A 16,242-nucleotide genomic window follows, 5' to 3' on the forward strand; every position below is an offset into this window, starting at 1 on the left:
GACCATTCTAGGCCAAGGATTCCCGGAGGGGTACCGGTCAATCCTGCCGGCGCCTCGCCACCATCAGCAGCTCGCGCCCCGCCCGGCGGGGATGGCTGGCGGCCGCTCGCGCGAGGTGGAGGATTTCGAAATACGGGATGGCGAGCTCGCGGCAAGTCTCCAGCGGGATGGCATGCGGCGGCCCGGGGCGCCCCTGGACGTCGTCGAAGACCACGGCCATCCACAGACCGCCTGGCTTCAGGTGGCGCGCGCAGGCCTCCACGTAGTCCCGGCGCCGCCCCGGGTCCATGGCCACGAAGCAGGTGTGATCGAAGATGGCGTCCCAGGGTCCGAGCTGCGGAGAGAACCAGTCCGCCGACGACCAGGTGATCCGGTCGCCGTAGCGCGCCCGGGCGCCCTGGAGGGCCAGGGGCGCGAAGTCCAGGCCCGTGACCACGAAGCCCCCGGCCTCCAGTCCGGCGGCATCGTGGCCGTAGCCGCAGCCGGGCACGACGACGGAGGCGCCCGGCGCCAACCCCGCGGCGGAGGCGTGGGTCAGGGCTTCCTCCAGCACGGGCGTGGGTCTCGCCATGTCCCAGCCGGGCCGGGCTTCGTCGTCGTAGAAGGCGTTCCAGTAATCGGGGTGGGCGGTCATGGGAGCAGGATCTCCTCGGCACCCACGAAGGTGGCCAGGCGCTCCAGGGCATCGTCCAGGCCGCGCTTCCGGGCTTTGGTGGCCTTGATGCCGGGTTCCCACCAGAGCCCCCGGACCTCCAGCAGGCCGCAGTCGCGGTGCAGCTTGGGATCAAGGCGCCCCACGAAGCGCTCACCCTCGAGGATGGGCAGCACGAAGTAGCCGTACTGGCGCTTCGGTTCGGGCACGAAGGCCTCGAAGCGGTAGTCGAAGCCGAAGCGGCGCAGGGCGCGCGTCCGGTCGCGGAGGATGGGGTCGAAAGGGCAGAGCAGCCGTGTGCGCTCCGGGGGCTCGGGCAGCTTCGCCAGGCGCTTCTCCCAGTCCGTCAGCGCGAAGGCGGGGCGCGCTTCGCCATCGGCCCCCTCCACGGCCACAGGGACAATGCGGCCGGCCTTGGCCGCGCGGTCACACCAGGCCTTGGCCTCCGCAGCCTCGATGGAGGCCCAGAACTCCGCCAGCTCCTTCGGCGTGAAGATCACGAGCCGCTCGGCGGCGCTGGTGCAGGCCCATTCCACGTGCGCCTCGGGATCCGGGCAGGGCAGGGCGTGATGGTCCGGAAGCACGCGCTCCGTGAGGTCGTAGAGCTTCTGGAATCCCTCGCGCCGCGGGATCATCAGCTCGCCGCTGCGCCAGAGGAAGTCCAGGGCGGCCTTCTGCGGCTTCCAGCCCCACCATGGGCCACGTTTCTCCGGGTGCTCGAAGTCCGAGGACTTCAGCGGCCCCTCGCGCTCGATGCGGGTCTTCACGTCTCCCACTACCCGGGCGCCGTCCGTTCCCCGGAAGTGGTGCTGCCACCAGGCGTGGGCGTGGATGCGCTCCCGGTCCCGCGCGAAGCGGGGCTTCCAGTGTCCGAACCAGGCCGTGGGGATGGCGGAGGCGTCGTGGGTGAATCCCTCGAAGAGGCTGCGCCGGTCCTCCAGCAGCTTCTTCAGCTGCTCGGGCCGGTAGCCGTCCAGGCGACTGAAGAGCGTGAGGTCGTGGGCCCGGGCCACCACGTTGATGGTGTCCATCTGCACGAAGCCCAGCTTCTCGATGAGCGCCTGGAGCGACGGCACCGTCGCTCGGCGCGCCGGATCGTCCAGCAGTCCCTGGGCGCCGAGGAACAGGCGCCGCGCGGCGGAAGCGGAAATGATGGGGGACACGGATCACCAAAAGAAGAACGCCAACCGCAGAGAACGCGGAGAGCGCGGAGAAAGGAAGCCGGTTCCAGGATGCCCGGACCCTGGGAGCCACAAAGAAGATCTTTCCCTCTGCGTTCTCCGCGCTCTCTGCGGTGAATGTTTTTTAGATCTTCGCGGCTAGTTCGGCCCCCTGGCGGATGGCGCGCTGGGCGTCCAGCTCGGCGGCGAGGTCGGCACCGCCGATGAGGTGGACGGAGATGCCCCGCTCCGTGAGGGGCGTGGCGAGGCTGCGCTCGGAGACCTGGCCCGCGCAGAGGATCACGCTGTCCACCGCCAGGCACCTGGAGCCCGCGTCCTTGCCGTCGCGGATCCAGAGGCCCTCGTCGTCGATACGCTCGTAGTGGATGCCGCCCATCATCTTCACCTTCATGGCCTTGAGGCCGGCCCGGTGGGCCCAGCCGGTGGTCTTGCCAAGGGTGGACCCCATGCGGTCGGTCTTGCGCTGGAGCAGGTACACGGTGCGGGCCGGCGCAGGCGGCTGGGGTGCGGGCAGCAGGCCGCCCCGGTGGGCGTGCGCGCCGTCCACGCCCCATTCCGCGAGGTAGCGGGCGCGGTCCGGCCCGTGGTCGGTGTGCACCAGGAACTCCGCCACGTCGAAGCCGATGCCCCCGGCGCCGATGATGGCGACGGTCTGTCCGGCCACCTTCCGGCCCGAGAGCAGGTCCGGGTAGCTGATGACCTTGGGATGGTCCACGCCGGGAAAGTCCGGCGTGCGGGGCAGGACGCCGGTGGCCAGGACGACCTCCTCGAAGTCCGCCAGCAGGTCCACGGTGGCCCGCTCGCCCAGGCGCAGGGTGACGCCCGCGGTGGCCAGGCGGCGGGCGAAGTAGCGGAGCATCTCGTAGAACTCCTCTTTTCCCGGCACGCGCTTGGCGTAGTTGACCTGGCCGCCCAGCTCCTGCTGGGCCTCGAAGAGGGTGATCACGTGCCCGCGCTCGGCGGCGTGGCAAGCGAAGCTCATGCCCGCGGCGCCGCCGCCCACCACGGCGATGTGCCGGGGGGCGATGGTGGGCTCGAACACCAGCTCGGTCTCGTAGCAGGCCCGGGGGTTCACCAGGCAGGTGGCGCGCTTCTGCTCGAAGACATGGTCCAGGCAGGCCTGGTTGCAGGCGATGCAGGTGGCGATGTCCAGGGCGCGGTCCTCGGCGGCCTTCTTCACGAACTCGGCGTCCGCCAGCAGGGGACGGGCCATGCTCACCATGTCCGCGCAGCCCTCCGCCAGCACCTCCTCCGCCACCTCCGGCGTGTTGATGCGGTTGGTGGTGACGAGGGGGATGCCCACTTCGCCCTTGAGCTTCCTCGTCACCCAGGCGTAGGCTCCGCGGGGCACCATGGGGCCGATGGTGGGCACCCGGGCCTCGTGCCAGCCGATGCCGGTGTTGAGGATCGTGGCGCCGGCGGCCTCGATGGCCTTGGCGAGCTGGACCACTTCCTCCCAGGTGCTGCCATCGGGCACCAGGTCCAGCATGGAGAGGCGGAAGATCACGATGAAGTCGGGGCCCACGGCGGCGCGCACGGCCTTCACCACCTCCACTGGGAAGCGCATGCGGTTCTCGTAGCTGCCGCCCCAGGCGTCCGTGCGGCGGTTGGTGCGGGCGGCGATGAACTCGTTGATGAGATAGCCCTCGCTGCCCATGATCTCCACGCCGTCGTAGCCGGCCTTCTTCGCCAGGGCGGCGCAGCGGGCGTAGTCGCGGATGGTGGCCTGGATGCCGCGCGGGGAGAGGGCCCGGGGCTTGAAGGGGGTGATGGGGCTCTTGAGGGCCGAGGGGGCCACGCTGAGGGGGTGGTAGCTGTAGCGCCCGCCGTGGAGGATCTGGAGGGCGATCTTGCCGCCAGCCTCGTGGACGGCTGCCGTCACCTGGCGGTGCTTCCCCACCTGCCAGGGCCAGGAGAGCTGGGAGCCGAAGGGCGAGAGACGGCCGCGCAGGTTGGGCGCGATGCCGCCGGTGACGATGAGGCCCACGCCGCCCCGGGCCCGCTCGGCGTAGAAGGCCGCCAGCTTGGCGAAGCCGCCCTTGGCCTCCTCCAGGTTGGTGTGCATGGAGCCCATCAGCACGCGGTTGCGCAGCGTCGTGAAGCCCAGGTCGAGGGGGGCCAGCAGGTGGGGGTACGGCATGGAGGCTCCGATGGGTGATGCCAGTGTACGGTGCCCGGGAGATCCGCGATGCCGGCATGAATGCCTCGTGTCGCTACGGGCCAATGGCCCAGGCCGGGTTTTCCCTGGGCGCATGCCACCGGCGCTGGCTCTTGCATGGGCCGATTTTCCGCATCTTGACCAGGTCCACGCGGGGCCTTCCAATGATGGACCACTCAACCCGTCGATCCTCCTTGATTGGTAAGTCCCCGGCCATGCCCTACTCATCGCGCCATGCCTTCCCCCGCAGCACCCCTTCCGCCGGGGCCGCGGGAATCCACGCTTTCACGGTTCCGGAGCGCCCATGAGCAACCTCCGGGGCCTCCTCGAGAGCATCAGCATCACGGACGTGGTGCAGCTGCTCCATCTGAACAAGAAGACCGGCCAGCTGCTCATGCAGAACGGTCGCTTCCAGGGCGTGATGTACGTGAGCGGCGGCGCGGTGGTCCACGCGGAAACCTCGCGCTCCACCGGCGAATCCGCCGCCTTCGAGCTGCTGGCCTGGGAGCGGGGCGAGTTCGAGTTCCAGGCGGTGCCGGTCAAGCCCGTGGGCAGCATCCGGCGGAGCGTGCCGGACCTGCTCATGGAATCGGCCCGCACCCTGGACACCCGCCGCCGCCTGGGGGCCTACTTCCCGTCCCTGGACGCGGTGCCCTGGACCTTCCTGCCGGAGCCGGCCCTCACCGCGGGCCTGAAGCTCACCCCCGAGGCCCTCAAGGCCATCGCGCACTTCGACGGCTACCAGGACTTCCACCAGGTGATGGCCTCCACCCAGTTGAACGAGACGGCGGTGCTGGAGGCGGCCTTCGCCCTGCTGGGGGCCGAGCGCCTCCAGGTCTTCGAGCCTGCCGTTCCGCTGGCCGTGGAGACGATGAAGACGGGGCTGTTCAAGAAGGGCGACCACGTGGCGCTGGGCGTCATCCACGAATCCCGCTGGCGGGGCCTCCAGCCCTACAGCCACGGCTTCATCACCCAGGTGCGGATCCAGTGGCGGGGCGGCGTGGCGCACGAGGCGGCGCGCTTCGTGCCCGGCCTGGCCGACGGCGTGATCTCGGTGCCTGAGCCCCTGCTCAAGAGCTGGGGCCTCGGCCCCACCGAATCGGTGGTGGTGCGGCCCGCGCCCTGACGATCTTCTTCCGGAGCAAGACCATGGTCCAAACCATCGCCGATCTGTTCTATCAGGCCTGTGCCTTCCAGTCGCCGGATGCCCTGGCCTACCGGAAGGGCGGCGGCTATGTGCCGATCTCCCACCAGGACCTGCAGGCCCGGGTGGAGCGCCTGGCCCTGGCCCTGGAGGCCCGCGGCCTCAAGGCGGGCGAGCCCGTGGCCCTGATCTGCGAGAACCGGCCCGAGTGGGCGGTGGTGGACTACGCCTGCGCCATCTCCGGTCTGCCCACCGTGCCGGTCTACCCCACCTTGAACGCGCCCCAGAGCGCCTTCATCCTCAAGCACTCCGAGGCGCGCATCGTCTTCTGCTCCACGGCGGATCAGGCCCGGAAGGCCCTGACCGCGCAGGGGCCCGGCTCCGCCCTGCAGTGGGTGGTGCAGATGGACGGCATCCCCGCCGATTCAAGCGTGATCCCCTTCTCCACCCTCATGGCCGAGGGCGAGGGTCTGGAGGCCCGCCGTGCCGAGGTGCGGGCCTGGGCCAAGGCGCGGAAGGCGGAGGACCTGCTGACCATCATCTACACGTCCGGCACCACGGGCGATCCCAAGGGCGCCATGCTCACCCACGGGAACCTGGTGTCCAACGTGGAGCGCACGCTCCAGCTGCTGCAGCTCAAGAAGGGGGACCGCTGCCTCTCCTTCCTGCCCCTCTCCCACATCCTGGAGCGGATGGCGGGGCACTACTCCACCTTCCGCATCGGCGCCAGCATCTACTATGCGGAGAGCATCGCCACCGTGGCCGACGACCTCCAGGCCACCAAGCCCACCATCATCATCAGCGTGCCCCGCATCTACGAGAAGATCTACGCCCGGGTGCGGGAGAACGTGGCCTCCAGCAGCCTGGTGAAGCGCTTCATCTTCCACTGGGCCATGTGGGCCGGCGACATGTCCGTGCCCTACCTGTACGAGAAGCAGAACATCCCGATCTGGATCCAGTTCCAGCTCTGGTGGAGCCGCCACCTGGTCTTCCACAAGATCCTGGCCCGCACCGGCGGGAACATCCGCTTCGCCATCAGCGGCGGCGCGCCCCTGGCGCCCAAGGTCATGGCCTTCTTCTGGGCCGTGGGCCTGCCCATCACCGAAGGCTACGGCCTCACGGAGACGAGCCCCGTGGTCTCCTTCAACCGCTTCGGCGAGGTGGTGCCCGGCAAGGTGGGGCGCCCCATCTACGACGCCTGGGACGGCAAGCCCTACGTGAAGATCGCGGAGGACGGCGAGATCCTCGTCAAGGGCCCGAACGTGATGAAGGGCTACTGGAAGAATCCGGAGGGCACGGCGGAGGCCTTCGACGCGGACGGCTACTTCCGCACCGGCGACATCGGCGAGCTGAGCCCCCGCGGACTCCTCAAGATCACGGACCGCAAGAAGGAGATCATCGTCACCAGCGGCGGCAAGAAGGTGGCGCCCCAGCCCATCGAGGAGCTGCTCAAGACGGACAAGTTCATCACCCAGGCCGTGCTGCTGGGCGACAAGCGGAACTACATCTCCGCCCTGCTCATCCCCAACTTCGACAGCCTGCATCGCTGGGCCCACCAGAAGAAGATCCACTTCTCCAACAACCGCGACCTGGTGGCCCGCCCCGAGGTGCACGAGCTGATGATGGAGCGGGTGGAGACGGTCAACCAGCACCTCTCCAACTTCGAGCAGGTCAAGAAGGTGGCCATCCTCGACCACGAGCTGAGCCTGGAGAGCGGCCAGCTCACCCCCAGCCTCAAGGTGAAGCGCCGGGTGGTGAACGAGATGTACGCCACCCTCATCGAGTCGCTCTACAGGGGCGCCTGAACCCCGCCCGCGCTCAGTCCGCCGAGGGCCCCTTCAGCTCGATCACGTTGCCCTCCGGGTCCCGGAGGTAGACGGAGGGGCCGGTGCCCTCGGCCCCGTAGTTGTCGTGGACCTCGCTCAGCCCGATGTCGTGGGCGGCGAAGCGGGCGCGCAGGGCGGCCTCGTCGAAGGGCTCGATGCGCAGGCAGAAGTGGTCCTGGTTGCGCCCTTCCGCGCCCGGCGCCGCACCTCCGGACGCACCGAGCTTCCCGCCCACGGAGATCAGGTCGAGCATGGAGCGCCCCGCCCGTAGGTGGACGAGGCCCAGGTCGGGCACCTGTCGGTCGAGCTCCAGGCCGATCACCCGCGTGTAGAAGTCTGTCATGGCCCCCAGGTCGGTGACGCGGAGGACCAGGTGGTCGAGGGCGAGGATGCGCATGGCCGGGGTGTCTCCGGCCCCAGCATAGCCGGGGTGTCTCCGGCCCCAGCATAACGGGGCAGGCCCGGCGGGTGCGCCGCCGGGCCTGCCCGACTGGACGTGATCAGAACCGGATGCCGGCGTAGATGCCGATCTGGCTCTTGGGGGCGAGGCTCTTCAGCAGGTCCGCCGCGGAGGCGAAGTCGTTGCTCTTGGAGCTGAGGGGGAAGGCAGCCTCGACGCCGATGAAGGGCTTCACCAGGGGGCTGGGGAAGGCGTATCCGGCGTTCACGCGCGCCCACACGCGGTTGTAGGTGGTGCTGTCCCCGGTGGTCTCCTTCAGGGATTCGGAGCGGAACTCCAGCCCCGCGCCCACGGCGATGACGGCCTTGAAGTTGAACATGGCCCCGGCGGACCAGTGGCTCTGCTTCAGCTCGCTCTCGCCCATGGGCGTGCCGCCCAGGGTGGCCTTGAGGGTCGACTTGGATTCCGGCTGGTAGCCGGCGGTGAGCTGGAGCAGGACGGGGCCGAAGTCCACCACCGAGTAGCCGAAGCGGGCGCCGACGACGGTCTTGTTGTCCGCCTCCACCTTCAGCGTGGTGCCGGGCGCCACGTCCATGTGGGGGGAGGGGTACTGCTGCTGCCCGACGAAGAGCCCCACCTCGAAGGACTGGGCCGCGAGGGGGGCGCCGAGAAGCAGGGCGAGCGCGAGGGTCTTCTTCATGGGATCTCCTGATGGAAAAGGGGAAGGCGGCCCATCCTTCCATCGGCCCTTCCGGAAATCAAGAAGATTGAGGCGTCATCAATCTGGGGTGCCCCCGGGCCCCGGTTTCTGCTTCCGGACCCGATGGTAGTGGCGCCGGGCCTTCTCCCGGTTGCCGCAGCTGGTCATCGAGCACCAGCGCCGGGAGCGGCTGCGGCTGAGGTCCAGGAACAGCCAGGTGCACTGGGAGCCGCCGCACTCCCGGACCGGGGCCGAGTTCTCCGCGGTCAGCAGGTCCGCCGCGGCCCGGGCGATGGGCCAGAGGGGGGCCGTGAGGTGCCGGTCCATCTCCCGCCAGCGCCAGGCGGGGGGGCCTGCGTCGAAGGCGAGGCAGAGGTGGGGCAGGGCTTCCCGGAGGGTCCGGTTCAGGGTGGACAGATCTGCAGGGGGCACCGCCCGCCCGTGGGCCCGGGCCGAGAAGAGGCCGTACAGGGCCTCCCGGAGGGTCCGGGCGGCCTGAAGGGCGGCCTCGGCGGCGGCTGGGTCCGCCAGGGCCTGGGTGGCCAGGGCTTCCGCCACATCGGCGGCCACCAGGTCCGTCTGCCGTGCGAAGGCCAGGAGCCGCGGGTAGGATCCCAGGTCGTCGGTCTCGGGACGGCCCCGGTCCCCCCAGGTGTTCGCGAAATCCAGGCTGAGGTCGCCTCCGGAGCGATCGAAGGGGGCTGACGGGGCCAGATTGGAGGAAGGTTCCATGGGAGAAGGCTAACCTGCCTTGGATGCTTGACAGGTTAAAAGATCGGTCCATATTAACCCACAACAAGCATCAAGGAGGTTAGTCATGCCCGAGACCTGCGAAACGACCCCCACCCGCCTGGCGGACCAGCTGGAGCGCGCCTTCCGGGGCGGTGCCTGGCACGGCCCCTCGGTGATGGAGCTGCTGGCGGGCGTCGATGCAGCCCGTGCGCGCTGGCGGCCGGGGCCCTCGGGCCATTCCATCGCCGAGCTCGCGGGACACCTGGCCTACTGGATGGAGGACGCCCGGCGCCAGATCCTCGGCGAGGCCCGCACCTCTCCGGAGGCCGGCGGGGACTGGGAAGCCGTGGCCCCCGGGTCCGACGCCGCCTGGCAGGCCCTCTGCCAGGCCCTGGAGGCGGCGCACTGCGGCCTGCGGGACGCGGTGCGCGCGCTGGAGGAGGCCCGCCTGGACGAGGCCAGACCGGGCTCCGACACCACCCTCCGGGGGCTCCTCCTCGGCACCCTGCAGCACAACGCCTACCACGCGGGCCAGATCGGCCTGATCCGCAAGCTGTCCGAGGCCGCCCTGGGGAAGCTGCCATGACGCCCCTCGAAGCCCGGACCCTCGAGCGGCTCACCGCCCGGCGGGACCACCTGGCCCGCCTGACCGCCTCCCGGAACGAGCACCGGTGGGTGGACCTGATGCGGCGGGTGGACGCGGCCATCGGCTCCCTCGAGGTGGGGACCTGGGGCTTCTGCGCGGTCTGCCACGATCCCATGGGCTCGGAGCGCCTGGCCGAGGATCCCCTGGTCACGGTCTGCCTGGAATGCCTGTCGGAAGCCGAGCGCCGGGGCCTGGAGCGGGATCTCCAGGCCGCCGGGAAGGTGCAGCGCACCCTCCTTCCGCCCACGCATCTGGTCCTGGCCGGGTGGGAGGTGGCCTACCACTGGGAGCCCCGCGGTGTGGTCTCCGGCGACCACGTGGACCTCATCCCGCCCTCCGCGCCCGGATCCTCCCTCCACCTGGTGCTGGGGGACGTGTCGGGGAAGGGCGTGGCGGCGGCCCTGCTCCAGTCCCACCTGCACGCCCTGTTCCGGGCCCTGGTGCCCACGGGCCAGCCGCTTCCGGACCTGTTCAAGCGGGCCAACGAGCTCTTCGCCGAGGCCACCTCCTCGGTCAGCTACGCGACCCTGGCCGCCCTGAGGCTCGAATCGGACGGGCGCTTCTCCATCGCCAACGCGGGGCATCCCCGGCCGCTGCTGGCGGACGGCCGCGGCGTGCGGCCCCTCGAAGGGGGCGGCCTGCCGCTGGGGCTGTTCGGGGATTCCGTCTACACCGAGCGGGAACTGGAGCTGGGCCCGGGCCAGACCCTGCTGCTCTACACGGACGGGTGGACCGAGGCCGCCCGGGGCGAGCGCGAGTTCGGCATCGGGCGGGCGGCCGCCTCCCTGCGCCGGGGCGCCGGCCTTCCCCTCCTCGACCTGCTGACGGCCTGCCGGGCGGACCTGGACCGCTACCTGGCTGGGGCCCCCCACGGCGACGATCTCACCCTGGTGGCGGTCCGGCGGGCGGCCTGAGCGTCAATCGTCCCCGGTCTTCTCGATCACGATCACCATGCGGGTGACCACCGCGGCCAGGGCGCCCACGGCGGCGAACACCGGCAGCAGGGCCGCGCCCACCACGCCCACCGTGAGCGGGATCTCGATGAGGGTCTTCCCCTCCTCGTTCTTCAGGGTGATCCGCCGGATGTTGCCCTGGTGGATGAGCTCCTTGATCTTGTCGAGGATCTTGCCGCCCTCGAGCTTGAATTCCTCGGTGCGCGTGGCCATGGGATCTCCTTCAGGGCTTGACCAGCAGGTGGCGGGCCAGCCAGATCTGGAAGCGGCCCAGCAGCAGGGCCAGGTGGAGGGTGAGGGGCAGGAGGGCCAGACCCGCCAGGCCGCAGAGGGCCACCGCCAGGCCCGGGTGGGCGGAGATCCAGACCACCCCGCCCACATCGCCGGTGAAGCCGCCGCCCACATGAAGCAGGTGCAGCACCGGTACGGCCAGGAGGGCCAGGCTCGTGGTCAGGAGGCTGACCAGCAGCGTGAAGTAGGCGCTGCCCAGGGGCATGAGCAGCACGAAGTAGAGCAGGCTGGTCCAGGTGCGGGGGTCGCCCACCAGGGCCTTCGTGCGGGCCAGCCACCCTTCGCCCGCCGGCAGCAGGGCCGGCGCCTCGGGGGTTCCGTCGCCCACGAGCGCTCCCAGCAGGCGCAGCTCCGCCGCGGAGAGCAGGCGGGCGCCCGCCAGGAAGGCCACCGCCACCGGGATGCCGATGATGAGGATGGCCAGCCCCAGACTCAGGGACAGCCCCGTCACCGCGTAGGTGAAGGCAAGGATGCCCGTGACGAGGGTGAGCAGCAGGTAGAGCAGGGTCGTGTAGGCCCGGCGCGTGGCCAGGACCTCGAAGAAACCAGGATGCGGAGGGGACTGCAGGGGCATGGGATCTCCCGGGGTGTCTCCAATCTAGGGAGAGTTCCCCCCCGTCGGGGAGCGAACCGGCGAACCGCGGGTCCGGGCCGGCGAAGGACCGGGGATCGCGGCCGTCAGGGGCTTTCGTAGCAGGGCCCGGTCTCACGCACCTCGACGGTGGCCCACTCGGCGGCGGGGCAGGCCAGGGCGATGGCCACCGCCTCCTCCCGGGTCTGGCAGGTGAGGTAGAAGAAGCCGCCGACCATCTCCTTGGACTCGGCAAAGGGGCCGTCGAGCAGGGATGGCCTTCCGTTCCGCACCTCCACGCGAACCCCCTCGTGATCGGAGTGGAGCGAACTGGTGAGCTTGAGCAGGCCCCGGCCCTGGAGGTCCTCGGCAAAACGCAGCATCCGCTCGTAGACGGCGCGGCCCGCCTCCTCGCCGCGGGCGGCGCGTTGGCCTCGGGGTTCCATGATCAGCAGCATGTAGGGCATCGGAGGCTCCTGGTGGGTTGGGTCCGGAATCCGGGCCGGGTGGTCACGCGTCGCCGCAGGCCGCCGCCCGCTCGAGCAGGAAGCCGCGTTCCCGGGCGTTGCGGGTGAGCGCGGCGGCCTGCTCGAAGGCCGCCTTCGCCTCCTCCGCGCGGCCGAGCTTGGCGAGCAGATCTCCGCGCACGCTCGGAAGCAGGTGGTAGTCCTTGAGCGAAGGCTCGGCGGCCAGCGCATCCACGGCCTCGAGCCCGACGGCGGGGCCGAAGGTCATGCCGAGGGCCACGGCGCGGTTGAGTTCCACCACGGGAGAGGGGGTGACGTGGGCGAGCTCGCCATAGAGGGCAGCGATGCGCGCCCAGTCGGTGCCGGCGGCCGTGCGGGCGCGCGCGTGGCAGCCGGCGATGGCCGCCTGCAGCGTGAAGGGCCCCGGGGGCTCGCCCAGCTCCCCGGCCAGGGCCAGGGCCCGCTCCAGGGCTTCCAGGCCGCGCCGGATGAGGAGCTGATCCCATCGCCCGCGGTCCTGGTCGAGCAGGAGGATGGGTTCGCCCTCGGGCCCCACCCGCGCCCGCAGCCGGGAGGCCTGGATCTCCAGGAGGGCGACCAGGCCGTGGACCTCCGGCTCCTGCGGGGCCAGCCCGGCCAGGATGCGGCTGAGCCGCAGGGCCTCCTCGCAGAGCCCGGGGCGGATCCAGTCCTCGCCGGCGGTGGCGGAATAGCCCTCGTTGAAGATGAGGTAGATCACCTCCAGCACCGAATCCAGGCGGTCGCGGAGCTCGGCCCCGCGGGGCCCTTCGAAGGGAACCCGCGCCTCGGCCAGGGTCCGCTTGGCCCGGACGATGCGCTGCGCGACGGTGGCCTCCGGCACGAGGAAGGCTCGGGCGATCTCCCCGGTGGTCAGGCCCCCCAGCAGCCGCAGAGTGAGCGCGGTCCTGGCCTCGGGCGAGAGGCGCGGATGGCAGGCGATGAACATGAGCCGCAGCAGGTCGTCCCCGATGGGATCGTCCAGCTCGGCGTCGAGGGCCTCCATGGCCGTCTCCTGCTGGGCCTCGAGCTCCCGGCCCAGGGCCTCGTGCTTCTGCTCCATCAGTTTGATCCGCCGCAGCCGGTCGATGGCCCGGCGCTTGGCCGTGGCCATGAGCCAGGCCCCGGGATTCTCCGGGACCCCCGTCCCGGGCCACTGCTCGAGGGCGGCGACGAGGGCGTCCTGGGCGAGCTCCTCCGCCAGGTCCAGGTCGCGCACCATCCGCAGGAGCCCCCCGATGAGCCGCGCGGATTCCATCCGCCAGACGGCGTCGATGGCTCGATGGACGTCGGATGTCATCACACGGGAATCAGACCAGCTTCCTCGGCGGGCCGCAACCTCCCGGGGGGCCTCAACCTTTCCGAGGGGTGGGAATCAACCCCGGATGGCCGCTTCAATGGCAGCGATGTCGATTTTCGTCATGGGCATCATGGCTTCGAAGGCACGCTTCGCAGCCGGACCGCCCTTGGCCATCGCGTCGGTCAGGAGGCGGGGCGTGATCTGCCAGCTGATGCCCCACTTGTCCTTGCACCAACCGCATTGGCTTTCCTGGCCGCCGTTTCTGACGATCGCGTTCCAATACCGGTCCGTCTCCTCCTGGCTTTCCGTGGCGATCTGGAAGGAAAAGGCCTCGCTGTGCTTGAACTGGGGCCCGCCGTTCAACCCGATGCACGGGATGCCGGCGACGACGAATTCCACGACCAGGGTGTCGCCGGCTTTCCCATCCGGATAGTCGGAAGGGGCTTTGTGGATGGCTCCGAGACGGCTCTGCGGAAAGGTCTCTGTGTAGAAGCGGGCCGCTTCTTCCGCGTCGCGGTCGAACCACAGACAGATCGTGTTCTTGCTCATGTGGAAGCCTCCTGTGGATCGTGAGCGTCGGGTTAGGTCTTCAAGGGCCCAGCGGTCTTGTACGTGGCGAAGATGATGCCTGACGGGAAGGCCTTCGTGCTGACGAGCTCGAAGGAACAGGGCGGGGTTCCCGCCGCGAAGACGCGCTTCCCCGTGCCCAGCAGGACCGGATAGACGGCCAGCAGGACTTCATCCGCAAGCCCATGTTCAAGCAGCGCCGATGTCAGCGTGGAGCTGCCCGAGAGGATGAGATCCGGGCCGTCCTGGGCCTTGATGCGGCGAACGCCCTCGACGACGTCCGGCCCAAGGCCCTCGAACGGGCCCCACTCAAGGCTCTCCGGACGGTGGGTCGCGACATATTTGGTGGCCGCATTGAGGCCGTCCGCCATCGGGCTGCCCGGCGCCTTGGGCCAGTAGCCCGACCAGATGTCGTAGGTGCGGCGGCCAAGCAACAGATCGAAGCTCCCGCCATACGCCGCCAGCATGGCATCCCGGCCCGCGGGTGACCGGTACGGCACGGTCCAGTCGCTGTGGCGGAAACCGTCGTCATCGGCGGAATGCTGGATCACGCCGTCCAGCGAGATGTGTTCGATGATCTTGAGCCTTCTCATGGGAGCCCCTTCAACCGGCCTGCTGGTCATGGGGGATCGCCGACGGATCCATCCACACCGGCCCCCAGGCGTGCCCGTCCGGATCGGCGAAATCGCGGCCGTACATGAAGCCGAGGTCCTGAATGGGGTTGATGTCGGCCTTTCCACCATGCGCGGCCGCGGCGGCGTTCATGGCATCCACGGCCTCCCGGCTCTCGCAGGAGAGGGAGAGCATCACTTCGCTGGAGGTGGCTGGAGGAATGGCCCGGGTGGTGAACGTGCGCCACTTGGCATGGGTCAGGAGCATCACGTAGATGGCCTCGCTCCAGACCATGCAGGCCGCCGTCTCGTCCGAGAACGCGGGATTGTTGGTGAAGCCGAGGGCGGTGTAGAACGCCATCGACGTCTTGAGGTCGGCGACGGGCAGGTTCACGAAAATCATTTTTGGCATCGGAGGCTCTCCCTGGTGGCGTGGCGGAGGTGGGGCTGGTGCGACTAGGCCTTTCCGGCGATCTGGGCGCGCAGGCGTTCCTCCTGCTCCCGCAGCTCGGGCGTGAACTCGGGACCGAAGTCCTCGGCTTCGAAGACCTGGCGGAGCTCGATCTCGGCCGTCTCCCCCGTGGGATTCGGGCAGCGCTTGATCCATTCCACGGCCTCCGCCATCGACCGGACCTGCCAGAGCCAGAAGCCGGCGATCAGCTCCTTCGTCTCGGTGAAAGGCCCGTCGATCACGGTCCGCGCCGCGCCGGAGAACCGCACCCGCACGCCCTTCGAGCTGGGGTGGAGCCCCTCCCCCGCGAGCATCACGCCGGCCTTCACCAGCTCGTCGTTGTAGCGGCCCATGTCGGCCAGCAGCTTCTCGTCGGGGAGGGTGCCTGCCTCCGTAGTCTGGTTTGCCTTGATCATGACCATGACGCGCATGATGGCCTCCTGAGGCGCGAGGGTGGATGTAGCCCTGCTCTGCGGGGAATGAAGACGGCGGACCTCAGCCGCGAGTAGTCACGTGGCGCTCGAAACTGTCGAGGATGGCCTGCCAGCCCGCGCGTTGCTGTTCCTCGGGATAAACGGATTCCGGTTCGAAGGTGACGGTGAGCGTGACCGCGCCAGGGCCCTCCTCGAAGCGGACCTGCGCCGTCCGATCTCCGAAGGCGTATTCGATCAGGTGGAGGGGGATGATCTTCGTGTACACGCCGGCGAAGTCGAAGCCCATGCTTCCATCCTTCGCCTCCATGCGTGAGGAGAACTGTCCGCCTTCACGGAGATCGACGGAAGCCGAGGTGGTGTGCCAATCCGGAGAGGCCGCATTCCAGGCCTTGATGTCTTCGGGGGTCGTGTAGGCGCGCCACACCTCTGCGAGGGGAGCGGCAATGGTCGAGGAAACGGTGATGGGCATGCTTCATCCTTTAAGGCGTTGGAGTTGGGTGCGGTTCAACGAGCGACCAGGACGAGGCCACGCTAGGCGAGGGGCCGGGCGAAGGGGAGGAGGGCGCGCAGGCGCGCATCCCGCAGGAAGAGCCCGCCCCAGATGAGTACCGCGACATAGGTCGGGAACAGGGCGTGGGAGAACAGCGGATCACCGACGCGCACGTGGGAGGCGACGGCGCCGCCGAGGTAGCCGGTAAGGAAGATGGCCCCCAGCACGGAGGTCCGGGGGACCGCATAGAGCACGGTGCAGGCGAGCAGCGTGAGCCCGAGGGGAACGACGACGCCGAGGGGATAGCCGAGTTTCGCGGTGCCCTCGAGGACCGGGGGAAGCTGCAGCACCTTGGCGATGCCATCGAAGAGCAGGAACAGGATGGGCAGGGCGCTGAGGATGCGGCCTGCCCAGAGCCGTCCGGTCGGGATGGGAATGGGTTGGGTGTTGGTTGGCATGGTTGCCTCCTCCAGGTGCGCTGCAGACGTGAACCATGGGAGTGGCTTCCGCGCGAGGTGGCGGCAGATCCCGGATTCTACTCATGCGACGAACGGGAGACGGCGGAATCGACAGGCTTTGAAACTTTTTTTGCCATTAATTATTAAGTTGTTTATTTGGCGTAAATAAACACGTGGGTTTCCCGACCGGCT

At 69.5% G+C, this 16,242-nt stretch carries 20 protein-coding genes; 4 read left to right on the top strand and 16 right to left on the bottom strand.

The genetic code is table 11. From position 1 onward, the window contains the following. Positions 1-37 precede the first annotated feature (37 nt). The 3 genes from MLG87_RS07245 to MLG87_RS07255 all read right to left on the bottom strand — a co-directional run bounded on the left by MLG87_RS07245 (position 38) and on the right by MLG87_RS07255 (position 3,973). On the bottom strand, positions 38-634 hold the full coding sequence (locus MLG87_RS07245) for a methyltransferase domain-containing protein (RefSeq protein ID WP_243294512.1): 597 nt from the start codon (positions 632-634) through the stop codon (positions 38-40). Then, entirely contained in the window at positions 631-1,815 is a 1,185-nt protein-coding gene (locus MLG87_RS07250) for a winged helix-turn-helix domain-containing protein (RefSeq protein ID WP_243294513.1), read from the bottom strand. The genes MLG87_RS07245 and MLG87_RS07250 overlap by 4 nt, the downstream gene beginning before the upstream one ends. Before the next feature lie 142 nt (positions 1,816-1,957). After that, complete coding sequence (locus MLG87_RS07255) at positions 1,958-3,973, bottom strand: NADPH-dependent 2,4-dienoyl-CoA reductase (protein WP_243294514.1); 2,016 nt, start codon at positions 3,971-3,973, stop codon at positions 1,958-1,960. A gap of 322 nt (positions 3,974-4,295) precedes the next feature. Between MLG87_RS07255 and MLG87_RS07260 the strand changes: the two genes are divergently transcribed. Together MLG87_RS07260 and MLG87_RS07265 are read left to right on the top strand one after the other, a co-directional pair. Further along, on the top strand, positions 4,296-5,117 hold the full coding sequence (locus MLG87_RS07260) for a DUF4388 domain-containing protein (RefSeq protein WP_243294515.1): 822 nt from the start codon (positions 4,296-4,298) through the stop codon (positions 5,115-5,117). A gap of 23 nt (positions 5,118-5,140) precedes the next feature. Further along, a complete protein-coding gene (locus MLG87_RS07265) occupies positions 5,141-6,940 on the top strand; it encodes an AMP-dependent synthetase/ligase (RefSeq protein ID WP_243294516.1) in 1,800 nt (599 codons plus the stop codon). Positions 6,941-6,953: 13 nt separating this feature from the next. Here the strand turns inward: MLG87_RS07265 and MLG87_RS07270 are convergent, their stop codons facing one another. From MLG87_RS07270 to MLG87_RS07280, 3 genes are all read right to left on the bottom strand, one after another. Beyond that, positions 6,954-7,358, bottom strand: a complete 405-nt coding sequence (locus MLG87_RS07270; RefSeq protein WP_243294517.1) for a VOC family protein — start codon at positions 7,356-7,358, stop codon at positions 6,954-6,956. A gap of 103 nt (positions 7,359-7,461) precedes the next feature. Beyond that, the gene (locus MLG87_RS07275) at positions 7,462-8,061 is read right to left on the bottom strand and encodes a hypothetical protein (RefSeq protein ID WP_243294518.1); all 600 of its coding nucleotides are present in this window, start codon (positions 8,059-8,061) and stop codon (positions 7,462-7,464) included. Positions 8,062-8,139: 78 nt separating this feature from the next. Further along, on the bottom strand, positions 8,140-8,793 hold the full coding sequence (locus MLG87_RS07280; protein ID WP_243294519.1) for a CGNR zinc finger domain-containing protein: 654 nt from the start codon (positions 8,791-8,793) through the stop codon (positions 8,140-8,142). 85 nt (positions 8,794-8,878) lie between these two features. Between MLG87_RS07280 and MLG87_RS07285 the strand changes: the two genes are divergently transcribed. Together MLG87_RS07285 and MLG87_RS07290 are read left to right on the top strand one after the other, a co-directional pair. Continuing rightward, entirely contained in the window at positions 8,879-9,379 is a 501-nt protein-coding gene (locus tag MLG87_RS07285; RefSeq protein ID WP_243294520.1) for a DinB family protein, read from the top strand. Continuing rightward, on the top strand, positions 9,376-10,353 hold the full coding sequence (locus tag MLG87_RS07290) for a SpoIIE family protein phosphatase (protein WP_243294521.1): 978 nt from the start codon (positions 9,376-9,378) through the stop codon (positions 10,351-10,353). The genes MLG87_RS07285 and MLG87_RS07290 overlap by 4 nt, the downstream gene beginning before the upstream one ends. 3 nt (positions 10,354-10,356) lie before the next feature. On the opposite strand, the gene MLG87_RS07295 is transcribed toward MLG87_RS07290, so the two are convergent. The 10 genes from MLG87_RS07295 to MLG87_RS07340 form a co-directional block, all read right to left on the bottom strand. Then, complete coding sequence (locus tag MLG87_RS07295; RefSeq protein WP_243294522.1) at positions 10,357-10,605, bottom strand: DUF4342 domain-containing protein; 249 nt, start codon at positions 10,603-10,605, stop codon at positions 10,357-10,359. A 10-nt stretch (positions 10,606-10,615) separates the two neighbouring features. Next, entirely contained in the window at positions 10,616-11,257 is a 642-nt protein-coding gene (locus tag MLG87_RS07300) for a sensor domain-containing protein (protein WP_243294523.1), read from the bottom strand. Positions 11,258-11,361: 104 nt separating this feature from the next. Continuing rightward, on the bottom strand, positions 11,362-11,721 hold the full coding sequence (locus MLG87_RS07305; RefSeq protein WP_243294524.1) for a YciI family protein: 360 nt from the start codon (positions 11,719-11,721) through the stop codon (positions 11,362-11,364). A gap of 43 nt (positions 11,722-11,764) precedes the next feature. Further along, positions 11,765-13,039, bottom strand: a complete 1,275-nt coding sequence (locus MLG87_RS07310; protein ID WP_243294525.1) for an RNA polymerase sigma factor — start codon at positions 13,037-13,039, stop codon at positions 11,765-11,767. Positions 13,040-13,114: 75 nt separating this feature from the next. After that, on the bottom strand, positions 13,115-13,588 hold the full coding sequence (locus MLG87_RS07315; protein ID WP_243294526.1) for a VOC family protein: 474 nt from the start codon (positions 13,586-13,588) through the stop codon (positions 13,115-13,117). A 32-nt stretch (positions 13,589-13,620) separates the two neighbouring features. Continuing rightward, positions 13,621-14,199 carry a dihydrofolate reductase family protein gene (locus tag MLG87_RS07320; RefSeq protein ID WP_243294527.1) on the bottom strand — a complete coding sequence of 193 codons (579 nt, stop codon included), beginning with the start codon at positions 14,197-14,199 and terminating at the stop codon, positions 13,621-13,623. A 10-nt stretch (positions 14,200-14,209) separates the two neighbouring features. After that, positions 14,210-14,629 carry a VOC family protein gene (locus tag MLG87_RS07325; protein WP_243294528.1) on the bottom strand — a complete coding sequence of 140 codons (420 nt, stop codon included), beginning with the start codon at positions 14,627-14,629 and terminating at the stop codon, positions 14,210-14,212. Between the two features lie 44 nt (positions 14,630-14,673). Further along, the gene (locus MLG87_RS07330) at positions 14,674-15,099 is read right to left on the bottom strand and encodes a YciI family protein (protein WP_243294529.1); all 426 of its coding nucleotides are present in this window, start codon (positions 15,097-15,099) and stop codon (positions 14,674-14,676) included. Between the two features lie 64 nt (positions 15,100-15,163). Beyond that, positions 15,164-15,571 (bottom strand): SRPBCC family protein, encoded by a 408-nt coding sequence (locus tag MLG87_RS07335; RefSeq protein ID WP_243294530.1) that lies wholly within the window; start codon positions 15,569-15,571, stop codon positions 15,164-15,166. Between the two features lie 62 nt (positions 15,572-15,633). Beyond that, positions 15,634-16,050, bottom strand: a complete 417-nt coding sequence (locus MLG87_RS07340) for a DoxX family protein (protein ID WP_243294531.1) — start codon at positions 16,048-16,050, stop codon at positions 15,634-15,636. Positions 16,051-16,242 lie beyond the last annotated feature (192 nt).

The organism is Geothrix mesophila (genome assembly GCF_022808835.1).
Classification (GTDB): domain Bacteria; phylum Acidobacteriota; class Holophagae; order Holophagales; family Holophagaceae; genus Geothrix; species Geothrix paludis.

Bases quoted from the DNA above. Each gene is read 5' to 3' on its own strand.
- MLG87_RS07310 (WP_243294525.1), bottom strand. From the start codon at position 13,039: ATGACATCCGACGTCCATCGAGCCATCGACGCCGTCTGGCGGATGGAA.
- MLG87_RS07245 (WP_243294512.1), bottom strand. From the start codon at position 634: ATGACCGCCCACCCCGATTACTGGAACGCCTTCTACGACGACGAAGCC.
- MLG87_RS07335 (WP_243294530.1), bottom strand. From the start codon at position 15,571: ATGCCCATCACCGTTTCCTCGACCATTGCCGCTCCCCTCGCAGAGGTG.
- MLG87_RS07275 (WP_243294518.1), bottom strand. From the start codon at position 8,061: ATGAAGAAGACCCTCGCGCTCGCCCTGCTTCTCGGCGCCCCCCTCGCG.
- MLG87_RS07290 (WP_243294521.1), top strand. From the start codon at position 9,376: ATGACGCCCCTCGAAGCCCGGACCCTCGAGCGGCTCACCGCCCGGCGG.
- MLG87_RS07270 (WP_243294517.1), bottom strand. From the start codon at position 7,358: ATGCGCATCCTCGCCCTCGACCACCTGGTCCTCCGCGTCACCGACCTG.
- MLG87_RS07340 (WP_243294531.1), bottom strand. From the start codon at position 16,050: ATGCCAACCAACACCCAACCCATTCCCATCCCGACCGGACGGCTCTGG.
- MLG87_RS07260 (WP_243294515.1), top strand. From the start codon at position 4,296: ATGAGCAACCTCCGGGGCCTCCTCGAGAGCATCAGCATCACGGACGTG.
- MLG87_RS07295 (WP_243294522.1), bottom strand. From the start codon at position 10,605: ATGGCCACGCGCACCGAGGAATTCAAGCTCGAGGGCGGCAAGATCCTC.
- MLG87_RS07325 (WP_243294528.1), bottom strand. From the start codon at position 14,629: ATGCCAAAAATGATTTTCGTGAACCTGCCCGTCGCCGACCTCAAGACG.
- MLG87_RS07280 (WP_243294519.1), bottom strand. From the start codon at position 8,793: ATGGAACCTTCCTCCAATCTGGCCCCGTCAGCCCCCTTCGATCGCTCC.
- MLG87_RS07265 (WP_243294516.1), top strand. From the start codon at position 5,141: ATGGTCCAAACCATCGCCGATCTGTTCTATCAGGCCTGTGCCTTCCAG.
- MLG87_RS07320 (WP_243294527.1), bottom strand. From the start codon at position 14,199: ATGAGAAGGCTCAAGATCATCGAACACATCTCGCTGGACGGCGTGATC.
- MLG87_RS07315 (WP_243294526.1), bottom strand. From the start codon at position 13,588: ATGAGCAAGAACACGATCTGTCTGTGGTTCGACCGCGACGCGGAAGAA.
- MLG87_RS07305 (WP_243294524.1), bottom strand. From the start codon at position 11,721: ATGCCCTACATGCTGCTGATCATGGAACCCCGAGGCCAACGCGCCGCC.
- MLG87_RS07255 (WP_243294514.1), bottom strand. From the start codon at position 3,973: ATGCCGTACCCCCACCTGCTGGCCCCCCTCGACCTGGGCTTCACGACG.
- MLG87_RS07330 (WP_243294529.1), bottom strand. From the start codon at position 15,099: ATGCGCGTCATGGTCATGATCAAGGCAAACCAGACTACGGAGGCAGGC.
- MLG87_RS07300 (WP_243294523.1), bottom strand. From the start codon at position 11,257: ATGCCCCTGCAGTCCCCTCCGCATCCTGGTTTCTTCGAGGTCCTGGCC.
- MLG87_RS07285 (WP_243294520.1), top strand. From the start codon at position 8,879: ATGCCCGAGACCTGCGAAACGACCCCCACCCGCCTGGCGGACCAGCTG.